Below are 26,612 nucleotides of genomic sequence, written 5' to 3'. Positions count from 1 at the left end.
GTCAATCGGCTCAGCGCATGTGTTCGAGGCGCTGCTCGGAGGCCGCCACCGACCTGGTGGCGGCCTCCGGTTCGTCCCCGGCCCCGATCATCAGGCCGACGAGCTGGGCCTCGAAACAGCGATCCGCGCCGAGCGGATCGATCAGGTAGCCGCCGAGCTCCAGCGTGACCAGACCGTGCACGGCGATCCACATCTGACTAGCCGTCAGTTCGGGATGGATGGCGGAGAACCGTCCGGCCGCGCTGCACCGGATCGCGCACTCGACGGCGTGCAGCAGGGTGTAGCGGCCGGCCTGCCGGTCCTCCTCGCTGAGCGAGAAGCCGGCCAGCGAGGAGCCGCCGAACATCACCGAGTACAGGTGGGAGTTGGCGAGGGCGTTGCGGCGGTAGGCCCGGCCGAGCAGGGCCATGTCGGCGACCGGGTCGTCCGTCGCCCCGACCGCACTGAGGTGCTGTTCCAGCCGGACGAACCCCTCCCGCACCATCGCCCGGACCAGCCCGCTCATGCCGCCGAAGTGGGTGTACAGCGCCATGGTCGAGCTGCTGGCCTCGGTGGCGACCCGCCGCGCGGACAGGGCGCGAGGTCCGTGTTCGGCGAGCAGCCGGGCGGCGGCATCCACAAGTCCCGTACGAATGTTGGGATCTGACCTTCGCGGGCTCATGTCGAACAGTCTTCCACGCCGCACTGCCGGATTCATGACATCGTTATGCGAACGGGTGCTGTGCGCGCCACGTGCGCAAGCTGCGAGAAGCGCCGGCCGGTTGACATCCCATAGTTTCACCGGCGCGGCAAGCCGGAAGGTTTGCCCTCGGTGCCGCCCCGGCGGCCTGGAGGTGTGCTGCCCGCTGCCCGTACGGCAGGGGACCGGAGCGGGTCGCCGGGGATCCCGGCCCTGCTCCACCGGGGCTTGCGGATGCCGGGGCGCGTCGGCATCATCTGGTACCCCGATTCGGTAAAGAGACTGACGCTCCGTCAAACAGATTGGGATAGCAGTGAACTTACCTCAGGCTGATCGCTCCGGATCAGTCGGATCCGTCCTGCTGGTGACCGCCGGGACCGTGGTCGCGCTGGCCGGATCGGCCTTAGGCTTCCGCAACGCCTTCTCGATGGACCCGGCGATGGCCGACATGGCGGTGCCGATCAAGAAGACCTCGGCACTGCACCCGCTGCACGGCATGCCGCTGTCCCGGATGCCGGAGATGTTCCTGGCCGTGGCCGGGCTGCTGGTCGTGGTGCTCGGCGTGAGCCTGCGCAGGCGGGCCGCGAGCGCCGAGCGCCCCCGGCCCGCCTGGACCGGGCACCGGGTGCTGATCGCCGTCATCGGCACCGCCGCGCTCACCATCGACATCAGCAAGACCTCCACGCTGGGCTTCGTCATCCCCGGTATGCGCGCCGAGTACGGCCTCGACCCGAAGACCGCCTCGCTGCTGGCGGTGGCCGGGCTGGCCGGGACGGCGACGGGGGCGGTGCTCTTCGCCGCGCTGTCCGAGCGGTTCGGGCGGCGCGGTTCGTACCTGCTCGCCACCATCGGCTTCACCGTCACCAGCGTCTGCGGCTCGATGCCCTCCTTCGCCGGCAACCTCGTGATGTGCGGACTGATGGGCATGGCCGTCGGCGGGCTCGCGCCACTGCTGATCACCCTGCTCACGGAGACCTTCGGCGGCCGGGTGCGCGGTTCCGTGGTGGTCGCTCTCTCGGTGGTGGCCACCGCGGTCGGCTACCTGGTGGCCGCCGGGTCCGCCACCTGGCTCGAACCGGTCTACGGCTGGCGCGTGCTGTGGCTGATCGGCGCGCCGACCGGGCTGGTGCTGGTGCTGCTGACCCCGCTGGTGCCGGACTTCTCCGCCCAGCCGCGGCGCTCCGAGTCCGCGGACCGTCCGCCGGTGGCGGCGGCCCGGGCCTTCGGCTTCGGCGCGCAGCGCACCTTCGCGGTGCTGATCGGCGTGCTGACCTTCGGGCTGACCACCTGGGTGCCGAGCCTCGCCCGGCTCGGTGGGGTGCCGGTGGGCACGGCCAACAAGATGCTCACCGTGGCGGCGGTCGCCATGGTGCCGTGTGCGCTGCTGCTGATGCGGGGGTACCGCCGGTACGGCCCGATCGTGCTGGCGGCCGCGCTGGCCACCGCGACGGCCCTGCTGCTGCTCGCGCTCACCGCGAGCGGTGCGGTGACGGCGGTCCGCTGGGTCTGCGCGGGCGCGCTGGTGGCGGCGCTGTTCGCGGTGAACACCATGGCGGCGGTCTTCCTGCCGATCGCGGCCGACCTGGCCGCCCCCGGTGTCCGCGGCCGGGCCACCGCCACGGTCTCGCTGTTCAACCGGCTCGGCGGGCTGTGCGGACCGCTGCTGCTGGCCGGTCTGGTCTCCTCGGCCTCCCGGGTGCTGGTCGCCGTGGCGGTCCTCGCGCTGCTCTGCGCGGGCGCTGCCTGGCTGATCGGACGCCGGCAGCAGGCGTTGGGCGGCGCCTGGTACGCCGGCCTGGAGCCGCTGGATCAGCAGTCGGGGAGAAGAGCCGAAGCCGTGCGCGACTGATACTGGAACTGTCGTCACGGTGCCATGACGTGACGGTGCGCAGCGCAAGTTCCGGTCTCATCGAGCGAGAGGAACCGTCGCGTGACAGTGTCGAGGGATGTCATCGCCGACCTGGCGGCCGAGGGTGCGGAGGTCGACCACCTGGTGGCCGATCTGACGGACGCGGAGTGGGAGCTGCCCACCCCGGCGGAGGGGTGGACGATCGCGCACCAGGTCGCCCACCTGGCCGCCACCTTCCGGATGGCGGCCACCGCGGCCGGCCAGCCCGCCCTGTTCGAGGCCCAACTCGGCCAGATGGGACCGGACTTCAACGCGGCCATCCAGGCCGTGCTGATGCCCTACCTGGCGTCCCCGCGGTCCGGCCTGCTGGCCAAGTGGCGGGCCGAGCGGGACGGGGCCGAGCGGGCCCTGGCCGCGGTGCCGGTGGGCCAGAAGGTCCCCTGGCTGGTCCGGGCGATCCCGGCGCCGGTGCTGGCCGCCGCCGGGATGATGGAGCTGTTCGGGCACGGCCAGGACATCGCCGACACCCTCGGCGTGAAGCCGGAGCGCACCGACCGGCTGGAGGCGCTGGTCGAATTCGTCACGCGGGTCTGGGACTTCGGCTACCACGCGCGCGGGCTGGCGGTGCCCGAGGTGCAGTTCCGCTTCGAAATCACCGCGCCGTCGGGCGCGTTGTGGGCCCACGGTCCGGCCGATGCCGAGCAGCGGATCTCCGGTCCGGCCGCCGACCTCTGCCTGCTGGCCACCCGGCGCCGCCACCGCGACGACCTCGCCCTCAGCGCGGTGGGCCGGGAGGCCGACCACTGGCTGGACATCGCCCAGTGCTACCGAGGCCCGGCCGGTCCCGGCCGCACCCCCGGCCAGTTCTCCGACGGCCGGTAGCGGCACACCCGCCGAAAGCGCCCTCCGCACCGGTGGACTGCCGGTACGGAGGGCGCTTTCGGCCTGCGGTCAGTAACGGGCCGAGGCGCCCGGCGGGACGTCGTGGCGGAAGCGCCCGGAACGGTCGACCCGGCGGCGGATCCGGTCCAGCCGCTCGACCGCCTCGGGCGACAGATGCCGCTGCGGCTGGTCGAGTCGCTCGACCAGTGTCGGCGCGGTCCACCCGGAGTCCCAGGGTGCGAGTGCCGAACGGACTTTGGCGCAGTGGCTCCGGATCGCGGCCGTCGCGACCGGATCGACCGCCAGGCCGCCGGCCGTGAAGGCGAAGGCGGCTTCGAGGTGGCTCAGCGCACCGCCGTCCGGATCGGGCACCGCGAGGGCGCCGCCGAGCTGGCGCAGCTCGGCATTGACCAGCGGTGATCCCGAGCCCTCGCCGAGGACCTGGAGGAAGACCTCGGCGCCCTGCCCATCGAGCTCGGAGAGCAGCAGATGGTCGCCGACCACCGGTACCGGATCGGTGGGATCCATGTGGGTCCGGACCACGGCGGGGGGCGTGGTGGTGCACCAGGTGTCGAACACCGGCTCGGCGACCGCGCGGAGCGGGCCGAGTAGCTCCTCGGCCTGGGCCTCGGCGGTGGCCAGGTCGTCCGCGGTGGGACCGAGTACCACCCCGGCCAGGCAGACGACCGGGCCGCCGGTCAGCACCGGTGGGATCCCGGGCACGGCCGGGAAGTTCAGCACCCGCAGGGCGGTGGTGACGGCCGAGGGCGCGTCCCGGGTCCACCGCAGCCAGCGGGAGAGCAGCTCGGGGCCGTGCACCGCGGGCCAGAAGGCCGCTCCGGTGACCACCCGGGCGGCCGGGAACAGCCCGATCTCGACCGCGGTGACGACGCCGAGGCCGCCGCCGCCACCGCGCAGGGCCCAGAACAGCTCCGGGTCGGCCGTACCGTCCACCCGGCGCAACTCGCCGTCCGGCGTGACGAGTTCGACCGCCCGGACGCTGTTCACGGCGAGCCCCGCCCGGCGGCCGTAGAAGCTGATCCCGCCGCGCAGCAGGTAGCCGACCGCGCCGACGGTCGGCGAGGAGCCGTGCGGAGCCGCCAGCCCGTGCCGGGCGGCCGCCTCGACCACGGCGCCCCAGCGGGTGCCCGCCGGGATCCGGGCCGTGCGGGTCTGCGGGTCGACCTCGACCGGGCCGGCCGGCTCGGTCCGGATCAGCAGCGAGCCGTCCATCGGGCGGGCCGAGGAGGCGGCGTGCCCACTGGTGTGCACCCGCACCCACAGCTGCTCGGCTTCCGCGTGGCGGAGCGCGGCCCGGACCTGGTCGGCGGTCCGGACCGTCACCGCTGCCGCCGGACGCACCGGCGCCGCCAGGTTGAACACCGCGGTCGCGGCGGCGAACGCCGGCTCCCCGGGCCGTGCGACGGCCGCGGCGGACTGGTCGGTCCCGTTCATGGGCTGGTTCTCCTTCCGAGGGCGGGCTACTTGACGCCGAACCGGGCGCGGGCCAGCTCCCGGGTGGTCACCGAGGACAGGAAGACGCCGATCCCGGCGTGGCTGTGCAGGGTGGACAGGTCACGCCAGATCCGCTCGATCCGCTCGCCGTGCCGGACGGCGCTGGAACCGGCGGTGGGGAACAGCTGCCCCTCCACGGCGTGCCAGCACAGCCGGATCACCTCGCGGCAGATGGTGGCGATCCGCAGGTCCTGCTCCCGGGTGAAGGCGCCCGGACCCCGCGCGCACAGCTCCTGCCACTGCCTGACCGCCTGGAGCACGGCCGCCTCGGCGGTGGCGATCATGCCGGCCGCCTCGCCGTACCAGAACTGGTAGTCCGGGTGCTGGGCCCGGGTGACCATGGGCGGGAACAGGGTGGTGCGGGCGAGCATCAGCTCCTCGTAGGCGTCCAGCGCGCCCTGGGCCATGCCCACGGCGAGCGAGGCGACCTCCAGCAGCATGAAGCTGAGCGAGCCGCCGCCGTACTCCGGGTTGCCGTGCAGCAGGCGTCCCGGTGTGCCCTCGGCGACATCGACCTCGCTCATGTGCGTCCCCGGAAGTGCGAAGTACGCCGGGATGCGGCCGTTCTCGATCGCTACGCTGTGCGAGCCGCTGCCCTTGAGCCCCAGGTGGCCGCCCCAGTCGTCGAGCCGGCGGAACTCGCTGCGCGGAGCGATGAAGAGCATCGGTGCCGGCGGCTCGCCGTCCGCACCGGGCGCCGGGACGTGGCCCATGAAGTGCGTCGCGTACGGCGAGCCCGAGCAGTAGTTCCAGGTGCCGTTGAGCAGCCAGCCGCCGTCCTCGGCCCGCTCGGCCGAACCGCTCGGCACGATGGTGGCCGGGCAGATGAAGTCGCCGTCGCGGAACAGTTCGGCCTGGGCCCGCTCGCTGAACAGCGAGGCCGCCGGAAGCGCGTGGGTGGCGCCGAGGCAGAACATCCAGCCGGTCGACGGGCAGCCGCGGGCCAGTGCCGTCGACACCCGCAGGAAGGTGTCGATGCCGAATTCGTACCCGCCGTACCGCTTGGGGACGAGAATCCGGTAGAAGCCCGCGGTGGCGAATTCCTCGTGGGTGTCCTGGGCATAGTAGGTGCGCTGTTCGGTCTCGGCCTGCCGTGCCACCAGGGTCGGTGCGATGGCCTCGGCCCTGGCGATGATCTCGGCCGGCGTCAGGCCGGGTTCGGGCGGCAGCGGTGAGCTCGACCCTACGACATTCGTGGTGACCGTCATTGCAGCGCAGCTCCTCTGTTCTTCTACCGTGGCCGGGTGGGCTTTTCGGCAAGGGTCGCCCGCAGCCATCCGGCGGCGCACCTCCCGGATTGCGAGCACGTTCGAAGAACCGAGGCGGTAGGGCAGTTGCTACGGTTCCCGGGCGAATTCGACTGGCACCAGCGAGAGGAATGCCCGATGAGTTCCGATGGGAAGCTGCAGTCCGACGACCCGGCCAGCAGGATTCCGCTCTCCTTCAACCAGGATTTCCTGTGCGGATTCGACCGCGGTGACGACCAGGGGCCGTTCGGCCCGCGGTTCCACATCGTGCACGGCTGGCGCCTGCGCGGGAAGGCCGACGCCGGGGCCCTGCAACAGGCACTGGACGATGTCGTGGTCCGCCACGAGGCGCTGCGGACCGCGATCGTCCGGGGCGACGGCGAGCGGTACCAGGAGATCCACCCGCCGTCCCCGGTGCGGCTGGAGCTGCGGGAGGCGGCGGGGATGGATCCGGCGGCGCGCGAGGGGGCGGTGGAAGAGCTGATCGCCGAGGTCGAGTCGGGCACCATCAGCGCGCGTGAACTCCCGCTACTGAAAGCCACCTTGCTCCGCTTCGACGAGGACGACGCGGTCCTCGTCCTGATCGTGCACCACACCGCGGCCGACGGCTGGTCGGTGCGGCTGATCATCCGCGACCTCGCCACCTGCTACGCCGCGCGCCGCGGGCACCGGACGGAAGAGCTGCCGACCGCTCTGCCGTACCGCGAATTCTCGGCCTGGCAACGGGAGTTGGCCGATGATCCGGCGCTGGAGAGCTCGCGCGCCTTCTGGCGCGAGCAGCTCGCCGGCGCCCGGATCCTCTCGGTGCCCACCGACCGGCCGAAGTCGACCGGCCTGCCGGAGTCCACCGCTGTCCACCGCTTCACCGTCGACGCCGAACTGACCTCGCGGGCCGTGGAGATCTCCAGGGCCCTGCGCAGCACGCCCTTCATGGTGCTGCTCGGCGCGTTCGCGGTGCTCGTCCAGCGGACCACCGGAAGCACGGACTTGGTGGTGCCGACGTTCTCGCCGGGGCGCGGTGAGGACCGGTTCCACCACACGGTCGGGCCGTTCTTCAACTTCCTGCCGCTGCGCACGGAGCTCGCCGGGTGCCGCAGCTTCGCCGAGGTGGTCGCCCGCATCCGCACCACGAGTCTGGAGGCGTACGCCCATGACCTTCCGTTCGGCCAGATCCTCGCCGAGGCGCCGGAGTTGATGCTGCCGACGCTGGAGGACGGCCGGGCGGCCTGTGTCTTCCAGGTCTTCCCGTTCCCGTTCCTCCTGGACGGGGAGCTGATCGGGGACCTCGAGTACACCGAGGTGCGGCGCCGGCTCACCTCGCAGCCGGTGGGCTCGGACGTGCCCAACGGCGCGTTGTGGACGCTCAACCTCGACCCGGCCGGCGATGTGGTCGCGGGCATCCAGTACAACAGCAACCTCTACGACGAACGCTCGGTGGCGGAGCTGGTGGACCGGTTCCGCGAGGTACTGCGGGAGTTGGTCCAGGCGCCGGACGCGCCGCTGGAGCTCCGCCCCGAGCGTTCCTGACGCCTGCTCAGCCGACCCTGATCGGGCCTCGGGGCCGCAGCCCCCGGCAGGCGGCGTTGTAGTCGTCCAGCAGCTGCTGGGCCTCGGCGTTCGCCTGGGTGAAGCGGGCCCGCGGGTCCACGTCGGAGACCAGGACGTCGTGCATGGCGCGGGTCATGACGTCCTGGATCCCGGCGAAGTCCCCGAGCAGCGCGCCCTGCGCGGCCGGCGAACCGTCGTTGGCGGCGAGCTGGTCCAGCGCCGTACGGAAGTGCGGGTTCTGCTCGAACCAGCCTTCCCGCTCCAGCAGTTCGATCGCGTCGCCGGTGACCGGGATGAAGCCGGTCTCCCGATGCCGGTCGGCCGCCGTGCGGGGCGTGTTCAGGTACTGCATGAAGGCCAGGGCGCCGTCCTGGGTCTCCTGGTCGAGGCCGTCGGCCAGCCAGAGCGCGTCCCCGCCGATCACGTTGCCCGCGTAGGGCACCTGCTCGTTGTACGGCATCCGGCAGGCCCGCACCGCGAAGCCGCCGTCCCGGCCGGCCTGGGCCATCCGCGCCGCCTCGACCGAGGTGGTGAGGGTGAAGGCGACCTGCTGGTCGGCGAAGGCACGGAAGTTGGCGTCCCAGTCGACCTCCGTGTTCACCCGGCTGGGGTGGTAGCGGTACAGGCCCGCGCGGTGCAGCCGCCGCCACCACTCGACGTAGGCCAGCATCGCGTCCGAGTCGAGGTACACCTGCTCGGCGCGGCCGGAACGACCGTTGTCGTGGTCGGCCAGCAGCGCACCCTGCTGGGCCGCCGACTGCTGGAACCACCAGCCGTGATTGGGCCAGGTGATCGCGTGGGCCGGTCCGTCCGGGAGCGCGGCGACGGCCCGGCACGCGGCCTCGATTCCGGCCCAGGTCTGTGGGACTTCGGTGATCCCGGCCCGGTTCAGCACGGTGGTGTTGGCGTAGAGCAGGGTGGTCGAGGTGAGTGGTGGCATGGCCACCACTTCACCGTCGTAGGTGTAGTACCGCCGGGCCGCCGGCGCGACGTCGCCGAGGACGACCGGCTCGCCGAGGATCTCGGTCCGCCCCGCGATCGCCCGCTCGACCGAGGTGAACAGCGGTGACCCGTCGGGCCTTCGGGTGTCGCGGGCCTGCTGGGCCGAGGTGTAGAAGTACTGCACGACGGTGGGCGCGGTGCCCTGCTGGGCCGCGTCGTGGACCGCCTGCGAAACCGACAGCCAGTCCACGCCGCTGACCCGGATCAGGTAGTCGGGGTGGCCGGCCATGAACTTCGCGGCCAACTCCCTGGTGCGGTCGAGAAAGTACGGCATGAACGGGTATTGCGGCACCACGACGTCGATGACGATTCGGTTGCTCATTCTGGCGTCCTCCTGCGGCTGACCGGGCAATCCAGAAGCTTATGATCCGTCCGTGCCCGACCCTGGGCATCTCTGGACTTGCTGAGTCCACCGGCCGGATGTGCGGGAAGCGCGCACGTTGGGAGAAGCAGTCGCCGCCCGATGGATGCCAGGCTCGGAATCGTCCGGTGAATTGGCAGCAAGGAGAAGCGTCTGATGGCCGAAGACCGGGAAACCGCCGCCGGGAAAGGGCGCGGGACCCGCCCGCTCACCGGGGCGGAATACATCGAGAGCCTCCGCGACGATCGGGAGATCTACCTCTACGGTGATCGAATCAAGGACGTCACCTCGCATCCGGCCTTCCACAATCCGGTCCGGATGACCGCGCGGCTCTACGACGCCCTGCACGACCCGCGGCACCAGGGCGTGCTGACCGCACCGGTCGACAGCGGTGGCGAGGGCTTCACGCACCGGTTCTTCACCACCCCGCGCAGCGCCGAGGACCTGGTCGGTGATCAGCAGGCGATCGCCGCCTGGGCGCGCATGAGCTACGGCTGGATGGGCCGGAGCCCCGACTACAAGGCGTCCTTCCTCGGCACCCTCGGCGCGAACGCGGACTTCTACGAGCCGTTCGCGGACAACGCCCGGCGCTGGTACGCCGAGTCGCAGGAGAAGGTCCTGTACTGGAACCACGCGATCGTGCACCCGCCGGTCGACCGCAGTCTGCCACCCGACCAGGTGGCCGACGTCTTCATCCGCGCGGAGCAGGAGACGGACGCCGGCCTGGTGGTGTCCGGCGCGAAGGTGGTCGCCACCGGCTCCGCGCTGACGCACTACAACTTCATCGCGCACTACGGCCTGCCGATCAAGGACCGCACCTTCGCGCTGGTGGCCACGGTGCCGATGAACGCACCGGGGATGAAGCTGATCTGCCGCCCGTCCTACAGCGCGTCGGCGGCGGCCATGGGCAGCCCCTTCGACTACCCGCTGTCGTCCCGGCTGGACGAGAACGACACCATCCTGGTGCTCGACAAGGTGCTCATCCCGTGGGAGAACGTCTTCATCTACGGCCAGCCGGAGAAGATCAGGATGTTCACCGGCCAGTCGGGCTTCATCGAGCGGTTCACCTTCCACGGCTGCACCCGGCTGGCGGTGAAGCTGGAGTTCATCGCCGGGCTGCTGGCCAAGGCCGTGGACATCACCGGCAGCAGCGACTTCCGCGGCGTGCAGAGCCGCCTCGGCGAGGTGCTGGCGTGGCGCAACCTGTTCTGGGGCCTGTCGGACGCGGCCGCCCGCAACCCGGTCGCCTGGCGCAACGGTGCCGTCCTTCCCAACTCCCAGTACGGGCTGGCCTATCGCTGGTTCATGCAGGTCGGCTACCCGCGGATCAGGGAGATCGTGCTGCAGGACGTGGCCAGCGGCCTGATCTACGTGAACTCCAGCGCCAAGGACTTCGCCAATCCGGAGATCCGGCCCTATCTGGACCGGTTCATCCGGGGCTCCGGCGGCGTCGACGCGGTCGAGCGGGTCAAGCTGATGAAGCTGCTCTGGGACGCCGTCGGCAGCGAGTTCGGCGGACGCCACGAGCTCTACGAACGCAACTACGCCGGAAATCACGAGAATACCCGGGTCGAGCTGCTCTTCGCCCAGCTGGCCAACGGTCAGGTGGATTCCTACAAGGCCCTGGTCGACGAGTGCCTGGCCGAGTACGACCTGAACGGGTGGACAGTGCCCGATCTTTCCTCCTTCGGGGAGCTGAGCGATTCCGTCCACCGGCTGCTCGACGGCTGATGCGGGGCACAGGCCGGCAATCCGGGAGATGACAGGAAAGGCGCGCCGGCCGCAGGCTGGAAATCCAGATCGAGAGGGCCGTCGCGATCGGACGGATCGGAGGACATGGTGGTTTCCCCTTCCATTCATGGGCATTTCACGCAGGAGGCGGTCAGGACACCGGATGCGATTGCCGTGTCGTCGGGCGAAGTCCAGCTCAGCTACCGCGAGTTGGACGAGCGGTCGAATCGGCTGGCACACCGGCTGCGCGAACTCGGCGTGCGGGCCGAGTCGCCGGTCGCGGTGCTGATGGAACGGTCCGTGGACCTGGTGGTGGCGATTCTGGCGGTGCTCAAGGCGGGCGGGTGCTACCTCCCGCTGCACAGCGCGTACCCGTTGCAGCGCAAGCAGTGGATTCTGGAGCACTGCGCGGCGCCGGTGCTGCTGGCCGATGAGGTGATGCGCGGGCGCGGGCTGCCCGAGGGCGCCGACGTGGTCGTCGTCGAGGGCGAGAAGGGACTGACCGGCTACCCCGCACACGACCCCGCGGTCGGGATCGATCCCGCTCAACTCGCCTACGTGATCCACACCTCCGGGTCGACCGGAGAGCCGAAGGGCGTCGCGATCGCCCACCGGGACGCGTTGGGCCTGGCCCTGGACTCGATGTGGGCGGACGGCCGGCACGAGCGGGTGCTGATGGTGGCGCCGTACGCCTTCAACGTCTCCACGTACGAGCTCTGGGTGCCGCTGCTGCACGGCGGGCGGATCGTGGTGGCCCCGGCCGGGGACCTCGATGTGCACGCCCTGCGCCGGCTCGTCGCCGAGGAGCGGATCACCGGCATCCACCTGACCGCCGGACTGTTCCGGGTCCTGGCCGAGGAGGACCCGAGCGCTCTCGCCGGGGTGCGCGAGGTGCTCACCGGCGGCGACGTGATCGCGCCCGCGGCCGTCCAGCGGGTGCTGGAGCACAATCCCGGCCTGGTGGTACGGGCGATGTACGGCGCGACCGAGGCGACGCTGTTCAGCACCAGCGCGCCGATGACCGCCCCCTACCGGGCGGCAGGGCCGGTGCCGGTGGGCCGCCCGATGGACAACGTCCGGCTGCACGTCCTGGACGCGGACCTGCGGCCCGTGCCGGCCGGTGCGGTGGGCGAGCTCCACCTCGCCGGACGCGGCCTGGCCCGGGGGTACTTCGGCCGGCCCGACCTGACCGCCGAGCGCTTCGTGGCCAACCCGTTCGGCGCGCCGGGAGAGCGGATGTACCGCACCGGAGACCTGGTCCGGATGGACCGGGACGGTCGGCTCGAGTACCTCGGCCGGGCCAACGACCAGCTCAAGGTGATGGGCTTCCGGGTGGAGCCCGCCGAGGCGGAGGCGGTGCTGGCGCAGTATCCGGGCCTGGCCCATGTCGCGGTCGTGGCACGGGAGTCGGACTCCGGGGAGAAGCGCCTGGTGGCGTACTACGTTCCGGAGTCCGGCGGGATCGAGGCGGGCGCACTGCGGGCGCACGCCGTGGAGCTGCTGCCCGCGTACATGGTGCCGACGGCCTTCGTGGCCGTGCCGGCCCTGCCGCTGACCCCCAACGGCAAGCTGGACCGGCGGGCGCTGCCCGCGCCGGTGGCGAGCTCGGCCCGCCGGGCGCCGCTGACCGATCGGCAGCGGGCGCTGTGCACGCTCTTCGCCGAGGTGCTGGAGGCGCCCGAGATCGGTATCGACGACAGCTTCTTCGAGCTGGGTGGCCAGTCCCTGGCGGCGATGCGGCTGGTCAGCCGGATCCGGTCGCTGCTGGAGGTAGATCTGACGATCACTCAGTTCTTCGACGCCCCGACGGTGGCCGGCCTGGACGGCCTGCTGGGCCGGCCGGAAGGAGAGCAGGGATGACCAACCCCTTCGACGTTCCGGGCGGGGCGTTCTCGGTCCTGGTCAACGCGGACGGCCAGTTCTCGCTCTGGCCCGCCACCGTCGAGGTGCCGGCGGGCTGGACGGTCGCCCACGGTCCGGCCGACCGCGCCACGTCCCTCGACTACGTGAACGAGCACTGGACAGACCTGCGGCCGAGCGGCCTCGCCGGGCGCCGGCCGAGGCAGCCGGAGAACTGACGATGAGTCAAGAGAGGAGCGTCGACGTGGGCCGGGAGACCTTCGAAGGCATGCTCGTCGACCACATCGCCTGCTACGTCGCCGACCTGGCGGCCACCACCGGGTGGCTGGTCCACGGCTACGGCCTGGAGGTGTACGCGAGTTCGGCGCCGCAGGCACCGGAACTGCGCTCGGTGGCGCTCGGCCGGCACGGCATCCGGGTGCTGCTCAGCCAGCCGCTGGTGGGCGACCACCCGGCAGCGGCGTACGTCGAGAAGCACGGAGACGGGGTGGCCGACATCGCGCTGCGGGTCCCGGACGCCCGGGCCGCCTTCGCGGCGGCGGTCCGGCGTGGCGCCCGGCCCGTCTCGGGGCCGGCCGCGCACGGCGAGCTGGTCACCGCGACCATCATGGGCGTCGGCGACATCGCCCACACCTTCGTCCAGCGGCCGGCGCGGGCCGACGAGCGGCTGCTGCCCGGGCTGGCGCCGATCGATGCCGACCCGGCCGGGCCGGACTGCGGCCTGCGGGAGGTCGACCACTTCGCGATCTGCGTCGAGCCCGGGCAGATCGACGCGACGGTCGCCTTCTACCGGGAGGTCCTCGACTTCGAGCTGGTCTTCACGGAGCGGGTCGAGGCCAGCGGACAGGTGATGATCACCAAGGTGGTGCAGAACGGCACCGTCATCCTCACGCTGATCGAGCCGGATCAGGCCGAGGTCAGCGGCCACCTGGACGAGTTCCTCAAGGACCACGGCGGTCCCGGGGTGCAGCACATCGCCTTCACCACGCACGACATCGTGGGATCGGTCGACGCGATCGCCGCCCGGGGCGTGGAGTTCCTGCGGACCCCGCAGGCGTACTACCGGCTGCTCTCCGGCCGCCTCACCCCGCTCCGGCACTCGGTACCGGAGCTGGAGCGGCTGAACATCCTGATCGACGAGGACCACGACGGGCAGCTGTTCCAGATATTCGCCCGGTCCGTGCACCCGCGCAACACCCTCTTCCTGGAGGTTATCGAGCGGATGGGGGCCCGCTCGTTCGGCAGCGGCAACATCAAGGCGCTCTACCAGGCCATCGAGTACCAGAAGGGCAGGGGCGCAGCCGATGGCACGTGACGGAATCCTTGACGACCGGTTCCGGACCGCGGTGGAGCGGCTGCGGGTGCCGGGCATGGGGACCGAGGTGGTGGCGCCGCTGCTCTCCCACCTGATCCACCTGGCCCGGCCCCGCCGGGTGCTGGAGGTCGGGATGGGGTACACCACGCCGTTCCTGGCGAAGGCGCTGGCCGAGGCCGAGGCGCTGGCCGAGGCCGAGGCCGCCGCCCTGACCCGCAAGACCCTGCCGTACCTCGCGGACGGCCGGGAGCTGGACGAGGCGTGGATCGAGAGCGAGCCCGCGCTGCTGCTGCCGGCCGGCTACCGCGACCCGTACCGGCCCCGGCTGGTGGCGATCGACGACCTCTCCGACACCGGCTCCTCGGCACCCCGGGTGGAGCAGGTGCTTGCCGAGCTCGGCCTCGCCGAACGCGTCACCGTGGTCAACTCCGATATGCGCGGGGCCGTCGGACGCCTCCCGGCGGAGTTCCGGCCGATCGACTTCGCCTGGGTGGACGCCTGGGACTGCCTCTACTTCTTCGAGAACTTCTGGGAGTTGATCGACCCCGACGGCGGGATCGTGGTCATGCACTACCTGATGACCTACCCGGAAGGCGAGGCGATCCTCCAGTACATCGCCGAGACCCAGCGGCTGCGGCCCGGCGAGTTCGAGCTGCTGAACCTGCTGGAGAGCCAGAAGCTGCGGCAGAACAGCGTCACCGTGCTGCGCCGCACCAGCGCCAGCTCGCCCCGGCAGTACTCCGACGCCGGCCAGCAGCCTCGGCTCGGCCCCCAGGTACGCGCGGACGCCGTCGCGCTGGCCCGGTCGCTGACCGGATGACCGGCACTGCGCCGAGCCGCCGGCGCCTTCCGACGCCTGGGCAATACGGAAGATGACGGGCCTTCACCGCCTGGATAGATTCGGATCCATCCACTGCGAGCCTGTTTGCGATCAGAGGGGCATCAACGGTATGAGCACACTCTCCGAGGACCCGAACATCGTCAAGTTCGTCTACTGGGACAACCTCACCTATGCGCCGCCGGGATCGCGCCGACCGGAGGAGTGGGACCCCAAGCTCGGGGCCCGACTCTACGAAAGCTACCTCGATCACTGTGTCGAGGCGGAGCGTCTCGGCTACGCCGGCCTCAGCATGCCGGAACACTTCGGCCCGTCATCGCTGTCCCCGCATCCCAACATCCTCCTGGCCGCGCTCGCCGCGAGGACGACCACGGCCCGGATCATGTCGGGGGTGAACCTCGCCCTGCTGCACAATCCCCTGCACCTCGCCGAGCAGTTCGCCATGATCGATGTGCTCTCCGGCGGACGGCTCGAGGTCGGGCTCGGCCGGCGCGGAGACCGTGCCGCTTTCGAGCACGCGGTCGACCTCATCGACGGTGCCCTCAACCGGATCGACCACCCGGTGGCGAAGGCCGATCTCACGCCCTCGTCAGCGGCGTTCCTACAGGACGTCGAGACCGCGAAGGTCACCGTGTGGCCCCGGCCGGTCCAGCAGCGCGTGCCGCTGTGGGTGGCGGCGGAGACGGACGAATCCCTTGCCACCGCGGCACGCCGCGGCCTGGACGTGTTCACGGGACTGAACCTCGACCCGTCGGCCGGCGGCATGTCCAAGGTCAGCGTGGACGAAATGGTCGCGCGCCTGCACCGCTACATGGAGATCGGCAAGGAACACGGGCACGAGTTGTCCATGGCGAACATCGCGGCGAGCTGTTTCACCGTTATCGCCGACACCGACCGGGAAGCCGCCGAGATGGTGCGCGACGGATTCGTCTCGCACGTCGAGGCCGCTTCGGGATACCTGGCGCGGATGGCCGGAGCCGATCCCGGCAACAGCCCGCTGGAATCGCTGGCGAAGGACGGCAGCACAGGTGTCCAGGGGGTGTTCGAAGCACCGGCGGACTCCTACCTCAGGAATCCGTTCGCCCTGGTCGGATCGGTCGAAACGGTCCAGGCGAAACTGGACGCGCTGGTGACGGCCGGATTCCGCCGGTTCGTGCTGCTCTGCGGCGGAGTCGGCACGGCACACGAGATCGGCTGGCAGTCGGCGGCGGCGATGGCCCACGACGTGGCCCCCGAACTGTTCGCCGCTGCGAAGTCCGGCCTGGCCGAGGCGGCTGCGTAACAGGGTGTCCCGGCCCCCGGATTCCGCCTCATCCCATGGTGTCGTATCGCGCCGGGGTGGGGCGGTCTCCCGGGGCGCGCGGCACCGACTCCCGCGCACGCCCCACGACCTCCGATTCGCCGGACGCGCCGCCCGATCACACCGCAATCCGCGAGATGTGGCGCCCGGCCGCGCCATGCGAAGGTCTGGTGCGGCAGTGGCCCCAGGAAGGACGAACGAGCATGGCTGACACGACCGTTGAGTCGACCGGACCGGTGGTGATCAGGCCCGGGGACCGGAGGTACGAGAACCTCGTCCAGGGCTACAACCACCGCTTCGTCGGACAGCCCGGCCAGGTGCACCTGGTGGCCGGCACCGAGGAGGTGGTGGCGGCCGTCGACGAAGCGGTGGCCGCGGGCAGGCGGATCGCGGTACGCAGCGGCGGGCACTGCTTCGAGGACTTCACCGCCTCGCCCGGGATCGAGGTGCTGCTGGACGTGTCCCGGCTGAACGGCATCTCCTACGATCCCGGGCGTCGCGCGATCGAGGTCGGGTCCGGGGCCCTGCTGCGCGACGTCTACGGCACCCTGTTCAAGCGCTGGGGCGTGACGATCCCCGGTGGCACCTGCCTGGAGGTCGGTGCCGGAGGCCACTTCGCGGCCGGCGGCTACGGGCATCTCTCGCGCCGGGACGGCCTGGTCGTCGACCACCTGTACGCCGTCGAGGTCGTGGTGGTCGACGGGTCCGGCAAGGCCAGGGCCGTGGTGGCGACGTCCGACCCCGACGACCCGCACCGCGACCTCTGGTGGGCCCACACCGGTGGCGGCGGTGGCAACTTCGGTGTGGTGACCAGGTACTGGCTGCGCACCCCGGGGGCGGACTCCGCCGACCCGGCCGAGCTGCTGCCCAAGGCACCGGCCCGGATGTGGAAGCGGACGGTCATGTGGCCCTGGGCCGGGATGACCGAGCAGTCCTTGACCACGCTGCTGCGCAACTACGGCACCTGGTACGAGAACAACGACGACGCCGACTCCCCGGCGGCCGGCCTGTGGAGCAACCTGATCGTCACCCACCGGAACTCCGGGATGTTCGGGATGACGGTGGTGATCGACCACGACGGGCCGGACGCCGAGAAGGTGTTCGCCGAGCACTTCGAGTCCGTCATGGCCGGGGTCGGGGTGGAACCGGCGGCGCACACCGCCGAGGTCGTCCCCTGGTTCAGTTCCTGGCTGCCCTCGTACAGCTTTCCGAGTGACCCGAAGGGACGCTACAAGGACAAGGCGGGTTATCTGCGGAGGGGTTTCACCGATCACCAACTCGACGTGATCTGGCGCTACCTGAGCGACCCGGAGCACACCAACCCGATGTCCTGCATCGTGGTCGCCGGCTTCGGCGGGAGGGTCAACACCGTCGCCCCCGACGCCACCGCCACGGTCCAGCGGGACTCGGTCCTGAAGGTCCTCTACTGTGCCGGCCTCTGGCAGTCCGAGGACCAGGACGAGGCCAACATCGCCTGGGTCCGGGAGTTCTACCGCGACGTGTACGCCGGGAGCGGTGGGGTTCCCGCCTCCGGCGAGCGCAACGACGGCACCTACATCGGCTACCCCGACAACGACCTGGCCGACCCGGCCCGGAACACCTCGGGGGTGCCCTGGTCGACGCTCTACTACGGCGACAACTACCCGCGCCTGCAGCAGGTCAAGCAGGCGTACGACCCACGGAACGTGTTCCGCCACGCACTGTCGATCGAACTACCGAACCGTCAGCCGGATGTGATGGAGGCTCAGGATGCTTGAGAACAAGGTCGTCGTGGTCTCGGGGGTCGGCCCCGGCCTGGGGCGGGCGATCGCGCTGCGCTCCGCGCAGTCGGGGGCGGACGTGGTGCTCGCCGCCCGGACCGAGGCCCGGCTCAAGGAGATCGCCGCGGAGGTCGAGGCGACCGGTCGCCGGGCGCTGGTGGTGCCGACCGACATCACCGACGACTCGTCGGCCGCCGCCCTGGCCAAGGCCGCGACGGAGACCTTCGGCCGGGTGGACGCGCTGGTCAACAACGCCTTCGCGGTGCCCCCGATGGTCGACCTCGGCGAGGTCGATCTCGCGGACGTGCGCGCGGGGTTCGAGACCGACGTGTACGCCGCGCTGCGGCTCACCCGGCTGTTCACGCCCGCGCTGGCGGAGAGCCGGGGATCGGTCGTCATGATCAACTCGGCGGTGCTGCGGCACTCCAGGCGGCCGTTCGGCGCCTACAAGATGAGCAAGACCGCCCTGCTGTCGCTGGCGCAGAGCCTGGCCACCGAGCTCGGTCCGAAGGGTATCCGGGTGAACACCGTCGCCCCCAACTACATCTGGGCGGACGCGCTGCGCGAGGGCTTCGGCCACTGGGCCGCGCAGCGCGGAGTCACCGTCCAGGACATCTACGACGAGATCGCGGCCACCCTCGACCTCGGCCGGCTGCCCGAGCCGGACGAGGTGGCCGATGCGGTGCTCTTCCTCACGTCCCCGCTGGCCCGCGCCGTCACCGGGCACTGCCTGGACGTCAACGCCGGCGAATACCACCACTGAACCTGCTGGGAACAAGGAAGTCGAGGAGCAGCGGTGACAGAGAACACGGACCGGACCGGTGCTCTGGCCACCGGGCCGAGGCGCGTGAGACCCGGTGCGGGGACGACCACGACCGCACCGAGCTGGTGGCAGAGCCCATGGGTGGCGGTGCTGGCCGTCCTCGTGGTGTTCAATCTGCTGTACGCCTTCCCGCGCTACCTGACAGGCGATCCGCAGCAGGCCCGGATCCCGCTCGACCCGGCCTTTCCGGCGCACTACACGGTACTGGTGGCGCACGTCGTCTTCGGCAACATCTCGCTGGTGACGGTCTTCCTCCAGGTCCTGCCGTGGATCCGCCGGCACTATCCGGCGGTGCACCGGATGAGCGGCCGGGTGTACGTCTTCGCCGGGGCACTGCCCGGTGCGCTGCTGGCCCTGGTGCTCGTGCCCTACTCCACGGCTCCGTCCGGCAAGATCGGGCTGGCCATGATGGGGGTGCTCTGGCTGATCACCACCCTGCTCGGGTTCCGGGCCGTCCTGCGGCGCCGGTTCGTCGATCACCGCCGCTGGATGGTCTACAGCTTCGCGCTGGCCCTCGGCACCAGCTGGGGCCGGGTGGTGGTCGAGCTGATGCCGCACATCCCGGGATTCCGGATCGGCATCATGACGCTCCTCGAAGTGGCCAACTGGGCGGGCTGGGTGCTCAACCTGGTGATAGCCCACTGGTGGCTCGAAAGGACCGGCCCCCGGGCGGCCCAACTGGTGCGCTGACGTCGAGGACCGCGCGGCCGGCCGTGAGACCTCACGGCCGGCCGCGCCCGTGCGCCCGCCGGCCCGGATGGCTTCGGCCCGGCGGCCCGGACGGCCGGAAACTCTTCCGATACCCGCGGGCGGGGATGTCGAGGACGGGCCGCCGGCTCCGACGTCTCCTGTGAAGGCCCCGGACCTTACCCGGGGCGTCACCGTCGCAAGGAGTGAGAATCATGAAGTACATGCTGGTCATGCACATGAACCCGGTGCTGTGGGACAGCCTGTCCGAGGACGAGCAGCAGGCGGTCTACTCCGGCCACGGCGACTACATGAAGCTCCTCAGGGAGTCGGGTGAGCTGGTCACCACGCAGGCGCTGGCGGAGCCGGAGAGGAGCACGACCGTCAGGGTCCGCGACGGCGGCCGGGTGCTGAGCGACGGTCCGTACCTGGAGCACAAGGAGTTCGTCTGCGGCTTCTACCTGGTGGACGTCGAGACCAAGGAGCGCGCGATCGAGCTGGCCGGGCTGATCCCGGACGCCAGGCACACCGGTGTCGAGGTCCGGCAGGTGATGTTCGAGCAGGGGCTGGAGATGTGACCTGGCGGGTCACCACGGAAGCAGCGGCGGCGGGTCGGGCTGACCAACAGCCCGACCCGCCGCCGTGTGCGGGGCGTTCAGTCGACGATCTCCATCTGGCCCATCATGCCCGCCGAGGAGTGCTCCAGCATGTGGCAGTGGTACACGTAGCGGCCGAGGTAGTCGGCGAAGGTCGCCTGGACCCGGACCGAGGTGCCGGGTGGCAGGGGGATGGTGTCCTTCAGGCCGGCATCGCCGGGCAGCGGCGGCCGACCGTCCCGGTCGAGCACCCGGAACTGCGTCATGTGCAGGTGGAACGAGTGCTGGATCGGGCCGTACTTGGTGGCGACGTCACCATTGGTGATCGTCCAGATCTCAGTGGCACCGCGCCGGATCCGCTGGTCGACCCGGTCCGCGTCGAACGGCCTGCCGTCGATCAGGCCGATCGGCTGACCGGTCAGGTCGAAGGAGAGCTTCACTTCGCGGTTGACCGTGGCCGGGGGCAGCCCGGGAAGCGGGCGCAGCCTGTCGGGCACCCGGCCGGAGTCGCGGGCGGTGCGGTTCACGTCGAAGCGCAGCACCGGCTCGATCTGGTCGTTGCCGGTGAACTGGCCCTGGTTGGTGAGCATGAACCGACTGCCGACCGGCTGCCCGGAGAAGTCCACCACCAGGTCCACCCGCTCGCCGGCGGCGAGCGGGAAGTCCGTCCCGGTCCGGTCGATCGGTGCGGGCAGCAGACCGCCGTCCGAACCGATCTGGAGGACCGGCAGGGGGCCGAAGTTCAGTTTCAGGAACCGCAGGGTCGAGCTGTTCAGCAGCCGGAGGCGGTACCTGCGAGCGGCCACCGGGAAGTACGGCTTCGGGCGGCCGTTGACCAGGATCACGTTCCTGTTCGGCGGGTCGCCGTGGACCAGCCGGCCGTCGGCGTCGAACTGGGCGTCGCGGATCGCGATCGGGACGTCGTACTCGTCGCGCGGCAGGTGGTACCGGTGCTCGTCGGCGCCCTCGATCAGGTAGAAGGCGTGCATGCCGCGGTAGACGTGGTCGGCCTCCGCGTGGTGGCTGTGGTCGTGGTACCAGAGCGTGGTGCCGGGCTGCCGGTTCGGGTACTCGTACCGCCGTTCGCTGCCCGGGTCGATGAGCTGCATCGGGTGGCCGTCGCTGTCGGCCGGGACGTGGCCGCCGTGCAGGTGCACGTTGGCGGCCTCGGGCAGCCGGTTGCGGTAGGTGATCTGGACCCGGCGGCCCTCCCTGGCCCGGATCGTCGGGCCGACGAAGCTGCCGCCGAACGTCAGGCAGCTGGTCAGCACGCCGGGGAGCAGCTCCAGATCGGCGGGCAGGATGTCGAGGTGGTAGATGTCGGTGTCGCCGGTCCGGGCCACCGGGCCGAGCGTCGGCGGCACCGGCATCCGTACGGAGAAGGGCCCCGCCGCCCGGCCGGCCGGGCCTGGAGGGGCCTGCGCGGGAGGCGCGGGCTGCCCGGCGGTCAGTGCGCCCACCGGTAGCAGCACGCCGGTGCCCGCCGCGATGCCCGAGAGGCCCAGAAAGTGTCGTCTGTTCAGCATGGACTCCCCATCTGGCAGCCGGGTTGGAAGCAGTGTCCGGCGCGCTCGGGCGGCCGTCCTGATGCGTGAACGGAACGGTGCGTCGTCCAGGGCGCCGCTGCTGATGGAACGTCAGGCATAGCTGACGACCGCGCGGAAACGGGCCTCACCCCGGTCGACCCGGTCGAGCGCCTCGGCGACCCGCTCCTTGGGGAAGGTCTCGATGAGGGGTGTGACGGCCCCGGAGGCGACCAGGCCGAGCGCCTCGGTGAGCCGGTCGAGGCCGTTGTGGGTGGCGCCGATCACCTGCTGGCGCTGCGCCCAGAACGGGCTGCCGGGCGGAATGGTGAAGGAGTTCACCGGATCGATGGCGGCCAGCACGATCCGCCCGTGCGGGCGCAGGCCCTGGAGGGTCTCGCCGGCCGTCCGGTACGAGGTGCCGGTCACCAGGACGACGTCGGCGCCACCGGCCGCCCGCAGCTGCTCGCCGTCGGCGACCACGTGGTCCGCGCCGAGGGTCCGGGCCAGCCGGTGCTTGTCCGGCGAGCGGGTGATGGCGACGGTCTCGAAGCCGCCGGCGTGGGAGAACTGCAGTGCCAGATGGCCGAGTCCGCCGATGCCGAGGACCGCCACCCGCTCGTGCGGCTCGGGGTCGGCGGCGCGCAGTGCGCTCCACGCGGTGTATCCGGCGCACAGCATCGGGGCGGCGACCTCGTACGGGACGGCGTCCGGCAGCAGCACCGTGCTCTCGGCCGACACCGCGACGTACTCCGCGTGACCGCCCTGGACGGTGAGGCCGCTCATCACCGACTCCGGGCAGTTCATCCCGGACTGCCCGGTGAGCGGGAGATTGAGCCGGCAGTACTCGCACCGGCCGCAGGTCGACTGGACCCAGGTGGTACCGACCCGGTCGCCGGCCCGGCGGGTGGTCACTCCGGGACCGACCTCGACGACCTCCCCGGCGGCCTCGTGCCCGACCACCACCGGGTCGAGCGGCGGGAAGGGGAACACCCCCTGACTGACCCACAGGTCGTTGTGGCAGACCCCGCAGGCATGGACCCGGATCAGCACCTGACCGGGACCGGCCTTCGGGGTGGGCACCTCGCGCAGCTCCCAGCGGGCCTTGACCTCGGGGACGACTGCTGCCTTCATCGGCCGAACCACCTCTCCACTCAGCGGGCTTGCGGCGTCAGCCGGACCGGCAGGGCCTGGACGCCGTTCATGATGAAGGTCACCTGCGGTGCCAAATCCTCGGCTGGTACGGCGAGTTCGAGGTCCGGGAAGCGCCCGAACAGCGCCGAGAGGGCGATCTCGGCCTCCATCCGGGCCAGCGGCATGCCGATGCAGCGGTAGACGCCGTGGCCGAACGAGAGGTGTTCCTTGCCCGGCCGGGTGGCGTCGAAGGTGTCCGCACTCTCGCCGTGGACGGTGCGGTCGCGGCCCACCGCCGCGAAGTTGATCAGGACCGGCTCGCCCTTGGCGATGGTGACCCCGCCGAGCTCGATGTCCTCCACCGCGAAGCGGAACGGGAGATGGGCCACGGGGGCCTCGGCGCGGAGCGTCTCCTCGATCACGTCCGACCACGAGACCGCGCCGCTCCTGAGCAGTGCGAGCTGGGCGGGGTGGGTGAGCAGGGCCCGGGTCGCGTTGGCGAGCAGGTTCATCACCGGCTCGGTCCCGGTGGCGAGCAACAGGTGCAGGGTGCCGACCAGTTCGGAGTCGGTCAGCCGGGAACCGTCCTCCTCCTGGGCCTGGACCAGGTCGCTGGTGAGATCGTCCCCGGGGTTGCGGCGCTTGGCGTCGATGAACTCCTGCATCTCCCGGTGCCACTGCTCGACGTTGGCCGCCGACTCCTCCGGGGTGATGGTGGTGTCGACGTTCACCTCGCCACCGCGCAGCAGGTGGGCGCGCTCCTCGGCGGGCACCCCGAACAGGTCGCAGATCACCCTGGCCGGCACCGGGTGGGCGAACCGCGCCTTGAGGTCCACCACCTCGCCGGGCTCGCAGCTGTCGAGCTCGTCCAGCAGGTCGGCGACGGCCTTCTCGACGCCGGCCCGCATGGCCTCGACCCGGCGCGGGGTGAAGGCGCTGGACGTCAGCCGGCGCAGCCGGGTGTGGTCGGGGCCGTAGCTGGTGGTGAGGTTGTCCATCAGCACCCAGCCGATGAGCGGGAAGTCCTCGCCGATCCGGCCCTCGGCGAAGTCGGTCCAGTGCTTGCGCGGATCCTTGGAGAAGCGGTGGTCGGCCAGGGACTGCCGGGCGAGCTCGTGGTCGGTGATCGACCAGGCGAGGGCGCCGCCGGGCAGCTCGATCCGGGACACCGGGCCGTTCGCCCGGATCCGGGCGGCCTCGGCGTGGATGTCACGTCCGGCGGGGTCGATGACGACGGGGGCAGGGGGTTCCACGGGAAGCCTCCGGGAGTCGGTCGGGTACTGGTACTGGGGTGCGGGCAGGCGCGTGGGCAGGGCCGACGGGGGTGCGGCCCTGCCCACGCAGGCGTTCGCTACAGGTAGAGCGTGTTGGGTTCGAGCCCGCAGGCGATCCGCCCGTAGAGCTCGAGGTTGGTGTTCGGGTGCAGGATGGCGTGCAGGTTGAGCGTCTGGACGTCCCGCTCGATGCGCTGGATCGGCACCGTGGTGTAGATCGAGGAGCCGCCGCTGGCGGTGTTGAGGATGTCCACCGCCTCCTTGGTGCGCCGGCAGACCGCGCCGAGGTCGAGTCGGATCCGGGCGCGCTCCTCCAGCGTCCAGGTCTCGCCGCTCGGGCCCTTGGTGTCGAGCAGGGTGGCCGCGCGGTGGGCGTGGAACTCCGCCTCGTCGATCCTGGTGATGGCATCGGCCACCTGGAGGTGCGTCAGCGGGGCCTCGGCCTGGCTGTCGTAGGAGGTGTAGCTGATCTTCCGGCCGGGGAGCCGCTCGAAGAACGCCTGTTTGGCGGCCTTGGCAAGACCGAGGGCCGGCGCGCTGACCGTGGCGCAGGCGGTGGGCATGAACGGTGCCCGGTAGATGGGCGATCCGGCGTTCGCACGGGAGCGGTGCCGCCCCTGCAGCACCGGCACCATCGGCAGCACCCGCAGCTCGGGGACGAACAGGTCGGCGGCGACGGTGGTCACGCTGCCCGAGCCGCGCAGGCCGGTGGTGTGCCAGTCGTCGATGATCTCCAGGTCGGCCAGCGGGACCGCCACCATGATCGGCTGCGGCCCGTCCGGCGTCATCAGCACCGCCGCATTGGTGTTCCAGGAGCTTTGCAGCGCACCGGAGTTGAAGGACCACTTGCCGTTCAGCAGCACGCCGCCCTCGGCGGGGACGGCGACGGCGGTCGGGCTGAGGATGCCGCTCACCCGCACGTCGGGGGTGGCGAAGATCTCGTCCTGCACCTCGTCCGGGAACAGGCCGGCCATCCAGGAGCTGATCGCCCAGACTGCCATGACCCAGGCCGTGGAGCCGTCACCACGGCCCAGCTCGGCGATCACATCGACCACCGTGCGCATGTCGGACTCGTAACCGCCGTAGCGGGTGGGCACCCGGAGCTTGAGCAGTCCGGACTCCTCCAGCGCCGCTACGGTCTCCACGGACAGCCGGCGGTGCCGCTCGTGCCAGAGCGCGTTCTTCTCCAGTACCGGCACCAACTCGGCGGCTCGGCTGACGAGTTCTTCCCTCGACGGGGCTTCCTTGGACGTCATCGGGGCTCCTCGGGAACGGGTGGCCCGGCAGGGCGGCCGACCGTCCGGGCCGCGGTCGTTGATCGGCCTCATCGAGGCTGGCACCCGTGCGTGGTGCCCGCATCTCCCCGATTGCGGCGTGCCCCGGGCCGGCTGGTAGGCCGACTGCCCAGCGCAAGCGGGGAGATGCAGCGCGCGGTGGGCGGGTGTGAGGCTGGGCGTCACCTGGCCGCGTGCCGTCGCGGCCGTGGACCGCCGGAGAAGGAGAAAGCCATGTCTGCCACTCCATCGTCGAACACCGGTGACGCCGCCGCCCTGCGGGCCGTCCCGGAACTCATCGTCGCGGCCTGGGCGGAGCACGATGCCGACCGGTTCGCCGAGACCTTCACCGAGGACGCGACGCTGATCCTGCCCGGGGACGTCTACCTGACCGGCCGCGAGGAGATCCGCTCCTTCATGGCGCAGGCGTTCGCCGGCCCGTTCAAGGGGACCCGGGTCACCGGCCGGCCGATCTCGGTCCGGCCGCTGGCCGAGGGCGTGGCCGTGGTGGTCACCCGGGGTGGCGTGCTGGCCCCCGGCGACACCGAGGTGACGGCCGAGCGGGCGATCCGGGCGACCTGGGTGCTGGCCAAGGAGGGTGCCGACTGGCGGATCGCCTCGTACCAGAACACCCCCATCGCCGCCTGAGCCCGAGCCACGAGAGGAGGTGCCGGCGATGGGTATCCACATCGGGGACCGCGCGGTCGTGCTCGGCGGCAGCATGGCGGGGCTGCTGGCCGCCACCGTGCTCGCCGAGTCGTTCTCGGAGGTCCTGGTCGTCGACCGGGACGAACTGAGCGGGGTCGCCGGCCCCCGGCGCGGCGTCCCGCACGGGCGGCACGCGCACGGCCTGGTGGCCCGGGGGCAGCAGATCCTGGAGGGTCTCTACCCCGGTCTGACCGAGGAGTTGCGGGCGGCCGGGGTCCGGCCGGGCGACTTCAGCAGCGACATCCGCTGGTACTTCAACGGCTACCGGCTGGCTTCCGGCCGCACCGGGCTGCTGTCCGTTCCGGCGACCCGGCCGGTGCTGGAGTACCACGTCCGCCGCCGGGTCCAGGCGATGCCCCAGGTCACCTTCCTGGAGCGGCACGACATTCTCGGCCTGGAGACCACCGCCGACCGGCGCCGGGTGACCGGTGCCCGGGTCCAGCGCCAGGGCGGCGGCTCACCCGAGGTGCTGCACGCGGATCTGGTGCTCGACATCACCGGCCGCGGCTCGCGCACCCCCCTCTGGCTGGAGGAACTGGGCTATCCGCGCCCGGAGGAGACCCGGGTCAAGATCGACCTGGCCTACACAACCCGCCACTTCCAGCTGGACGCAGACCCGTTCGGCGACGACCTGGCGATCATCCCGGTGGCCACCCCGGCGCACCCGCGCGGGGCGTTCTTCTACCGGCTGCCCGGCGAGGACAAC

The 26,612-nt window shown here is 71.3% G+C and carries 23 protein-coding genes; 15 read left to right on the top strand and 8 right to left on the bottom strand.

Going from position 1 to position 26,612, the window contains the following annotated elements:
• Positions 1 to 10 precede the first annotated feature (10 nt).
• Entirely contained in the window at positions 11 to 619 is a 609-nt protein-coding gene (locus UK12_RS10690) for a TetR/AcrR family transcriptional regulator (RefSeq protein WP_231591138.1), read from the bottom strand.
• Positions 620 to 1,043: 424 nt separating this feature from the next.
• On the opposite strand from UK12_RS10690, the gene UK12_RS10685 reads away from it, so the two are divergent.
• Together UK12_RS10685 and UK12_RS10680 are read left to right on the top strand one after the other, a co-directional pair.
• Positions 1,044 to 2,528, top strand: coding sequence for an MFS transporter (locus UK12_RS10685; protein WP_063838235.1), 1,485 nt, complete (start codon positions 1,044 to 1,046; stop codon positions 2,526 to 2,528).
• An 81-nt stretch (positions 2,529 to 2,609) separates the two neighbouring features.
• Positions 2,610 to 3,410 carry a TIGR03084 family metal-binding protein gene (locus UK12_RS10680; RefSeq protein WP_045302216.1) on the top strand — a complete coding sequence of 267 codons (801 nt, stop codon included), beginning with the start codon at positions 2,610 to 2,612 and terminating at the stop codon, positions 3,408 to 3,410.
• Positions 3,411 to 3,479: 69 nt separating this feature from the next.
• Here UK12_RS10680 and UK12_RS10675 read toward each other — a convergent pair whose 3' ends face one another.
• On the bottom strand, positions 3,480 to 4,865 hold the full coding sequence (locus tag UK12_RS10675) for an FAD-binding oxidoreductase (RefSeq protein WP_045302214.1): 1,386 nt from the start codon (positions 4,863 to 4,865) through the stop codon (positions 3,480 to 3,482).
• 26 nt (positions 4,866 to 4,891) lie between these two features.
• Positions 4,892 to 6,133: an acyl-CoA dehydrogenase family protein gene (locus UK12_RS10670; protein WP_045302212.1), complete on the bottom strand. Its 1,242-nt coding sequence runs from the start codon at positions 6,131 to 6,133 to the stop codon at positions 4,892 to 4,894.
• Positions 6,134 to 6,310: 177 nt separating this feature from the next.
• Here UK12_RS10670 and UK12_RS10665 point away from each other — a divergent pair, with 177 nt between their 5' ends.
• Entirely contained in the window at positions 6,311 to 7,699 is a 1,389-nt protein-coding gene (locus UK12_RS10665) for a condensation domain-containing protein (RefSeq protein ID WP_045302210.1), read from the top strand.
• 7 nt (positions 7,700 to 7,706) lie between these two features.
• Here UK12_RS10665 and UK12_RS10660 read toward each other — a convergent pair whose 3' ends face one another.
• The gene (locus UK12_RS10660) at positions 7,707 to 9,044 is read right to left on the bottom strand and encodes an extracellular solute-binding protein (RefSeq protein ID WP_045302208.1); all 1,338 of its coding nucleotides are present in this window, start codon (positions 9,042 to 9,044) and stop codon (positions 7,707 to 7,709) included.
• A 195-nt stretch (positions 9,045 to 9,239) separates the two neighbouring features.
• On the opposite strand from UK12_RS10660, the gene UK12_RS10655 reads away from it, so the two are divergent.
• The 10 genes from UK12_RS10655 (at position 9,240) to UK12_RS10610 (ending at position 19,975) form a co-directional block, all read left to right on the top strand.
• Entirely contained in the window at positions 9,240 to 10,814 is a 1,575-nt protein-coding gene (locus UK12_RS10655) for a 4-hydroxyphenylacetate 3-hydroxylase family protein (protein ID WP_045302206.1), read from the top strand.
• 105 nt (positions 10,815 to 10,919) lie between these two features.
• Complete coding sequence (locus UK12_RS10650; RefSeq protein WP_197084739.1) at positions 10,920 to 12,674, top strand: non-ribosomal peptide synthetase; 1,755 nt, start codon at positions 10,920 to 10,922, stop codon at positions 12,672 to 12,674.
• Positions 12,671 to 12,892: an MbtH family protein gene (locus UK12_RS10645; protein ID WP_045302203.1), complete on the top strand. Its 222-nt coding sequence runs from the start codon at positions 12,671 to 12,673 to the stop codon at positions 12,890 to 12,892. The genes UK12_RS10650 and UK12_RS10645 overlap by 4 nt, the downstream gene beginning before the upstream one ends.
• Before the next feature lie 2 nt (positions 12,893 to 12,894).
• A complete protein-coding gene (gene hppD / locus UK12_RS10640) occupies positions 12,895 to 13,989 on the top strand; it encodes a 4-hydroxyphenylpyruvate dioxygenase (RefSeq protein ID WP_045302201.1) in 1,095 nt (364 codons plus the stop codon).
• A complete protein-coding gene (locus UK12_RS10635; RefSeq protein ID WP_197084738.1) occupies positions 13,979 to 14,809 on the top strand; it encodes a class I SAM-dependent methyltransferase in 831 nt (276 codons plus the stop codon). The genes hppD and UK12_RS10635 overlap by 11 nt, the downstream gene beginning before the upstream one ends.
• Positions 14,810 to 14,861: 52 nt before the next feature.
• Complete coding sequence (locus tag UK12_RS10630) at positions 14,862 to 16,109, top strand: LLM class flavin-dependent oxidoreductase (RefSeq protein WP_197084737.1); 1,248 nt, start codon at positions 14,862 to 14,864, stop codon at positions 16,107 to 16,109.
• A 221-nt stretch (positions 16,110 to 16,330) separates the two neighbouring features.
• Positions 16,331 to 17,884, top strand: a complete 1,554-nt coding sequence (locus tag UK12_RS10625) for an FAD-binding oxidoreductase (protein ID WP_045302197.1) — start codon at positions 16,331 to 16,333, stop codon at positions 17,882 to 17,884.
• Positions 17,877 to 18,650: an SDR family oxidoreductase gene (locus tag UK12_RS10620; protein ID WP_045302195.1), complete on the top strand. Its 774-nt coding sequence runs from the start codon at positions 17,877 to 17,879 to the stop codon at positions 18,648 to 18,650. Before UK12_RS10625 ends, UK12_RS10620 begins: the two co-directional genes overlap by 8 nt.
• A gap of 33 nt (positions 18,651 to 18,683) precedes the next feature.
• Positions 18,684 to 19,400 (top strand): DUF2306 domain-containing protein, encoded by a 717-nt coding sequence (locus UK12_RS10615; protein ID WP_082119493.1) that lies wholly within the window; start codon positions 18,684 to 18,686, stop codon positions 19,398 to 19,400.
• 212 nt (positions 19,401 to 19,612) lie between these two features.
• Positions 19,613 to 19,975, top strand: coding sequence for a YciI family protein (locus UK12_RS10610; protein ID WP_045302192.1), 363 nt, complete (start codon positions 19,613 to 19,615; stop codon positions 19,973 to 19,975).
• 77 nt (positions 19,976 to 20,052) lie between these two features.
• Here UK12_RS10610 and UK12_RS10605 read toward each other — a convergent pair whose 3' ends face one another.
• The 4 genes from UK12_RS10605 to UK12_RS10590 all read right to left on the bottom strand — a co-directional run bounded on the left by UK12_RS10605 (position 20,053) and on the right by UK12_RS10590 (position 25,180).
• Positions 20,053 to 21,519: a multicopper oxidase family protein gene (locus UK12_RS10605; RefSeq protein ID WP_045302190.1), complete on the bottom strand. Its 1,467-nt coding sequence runs from the start codon at positions 21,517 to 21,519 to the stop codon at positions 20,053 to 20,055.
• Positions 21,520 to 21,630: 111 nt separating this feature from the next.
• Positions 21,631 to 22,650, bottom strand: a complete 1,020-nt coding sequence (locus tag UK12_RS10600) for an alcohol dehydrogenase catalytic domain-containing protein (protein WP_045302188.1) — start codon at positions 22,648 to 22,650, stop codon at positions 21,631 to 21,633.
• Between the two features lie 20 nt (positions 22,651 to 22,670).
• Positions 22,671 to 23,903, bottom strand: coding sequence for a cytochrome P450 family protein (locus UK12_RS10595; protein WP_045302186.1), 1,233 nt, complete (start codon positions 23,901 to 23,903; stop codon positions 22,671 to 22,673).
• 98 nt (positions 23,904 to 24,001) lie between these two features.
• Positions 24,002 to 25,180 (bottom strand): acyl-CoA dehydrogenase family protein, encoded by a 1,179-nt coding sequence (locus UK12_RS10590; protein WP_045302184.1) that lies wholly within the window; start codon positions 25,178 to 25,180, stop codon positions 24,002 to 24,004.
• A 252-nt stretch (positions 25,181 to 25,432) separates the two neighbouring features.
• Here UK12_RS10590 and UK12_RS10585 point away from each other — a divergent pair, with 252 nt between their 5' ends.
• Positions 25,433 to 25,846 (top strand): SgcJ/EcaC family oxidoreductase, encoded by a 414-nt coding sequence (locus tag UK12_RS10585; protein ID WP_045302182.1) that lies wholly within the window; start codon positions 25,433 to 25,435, stop codon positions 25,844 to 25,846.
• A gap of 28 nt (positions 25,847 to 25,874) precedes the next feature.
• Positions 25,875 to 26,612: FAD-dependent oxidoreductase (locus tag UK12_RS10580; protein ID WP_045302180.1), on the top strand; the 738-nt coding region annotated here is incomplete at its 3' end.

The sequence above is a fragment of the Saccharothrix sp. ST-888 genome (genome assembly GCF_000955975.1).
Lineage (GTDB): Bacteria > Actinomycetota > Actinomycetes > Streptomycetales > Streptomycetaceae > Kitasatospora.
Note: the sequence above shows the minus strand (reverse complement) of the source record. Positions and strands in the feature narration are given on the sequence as shown.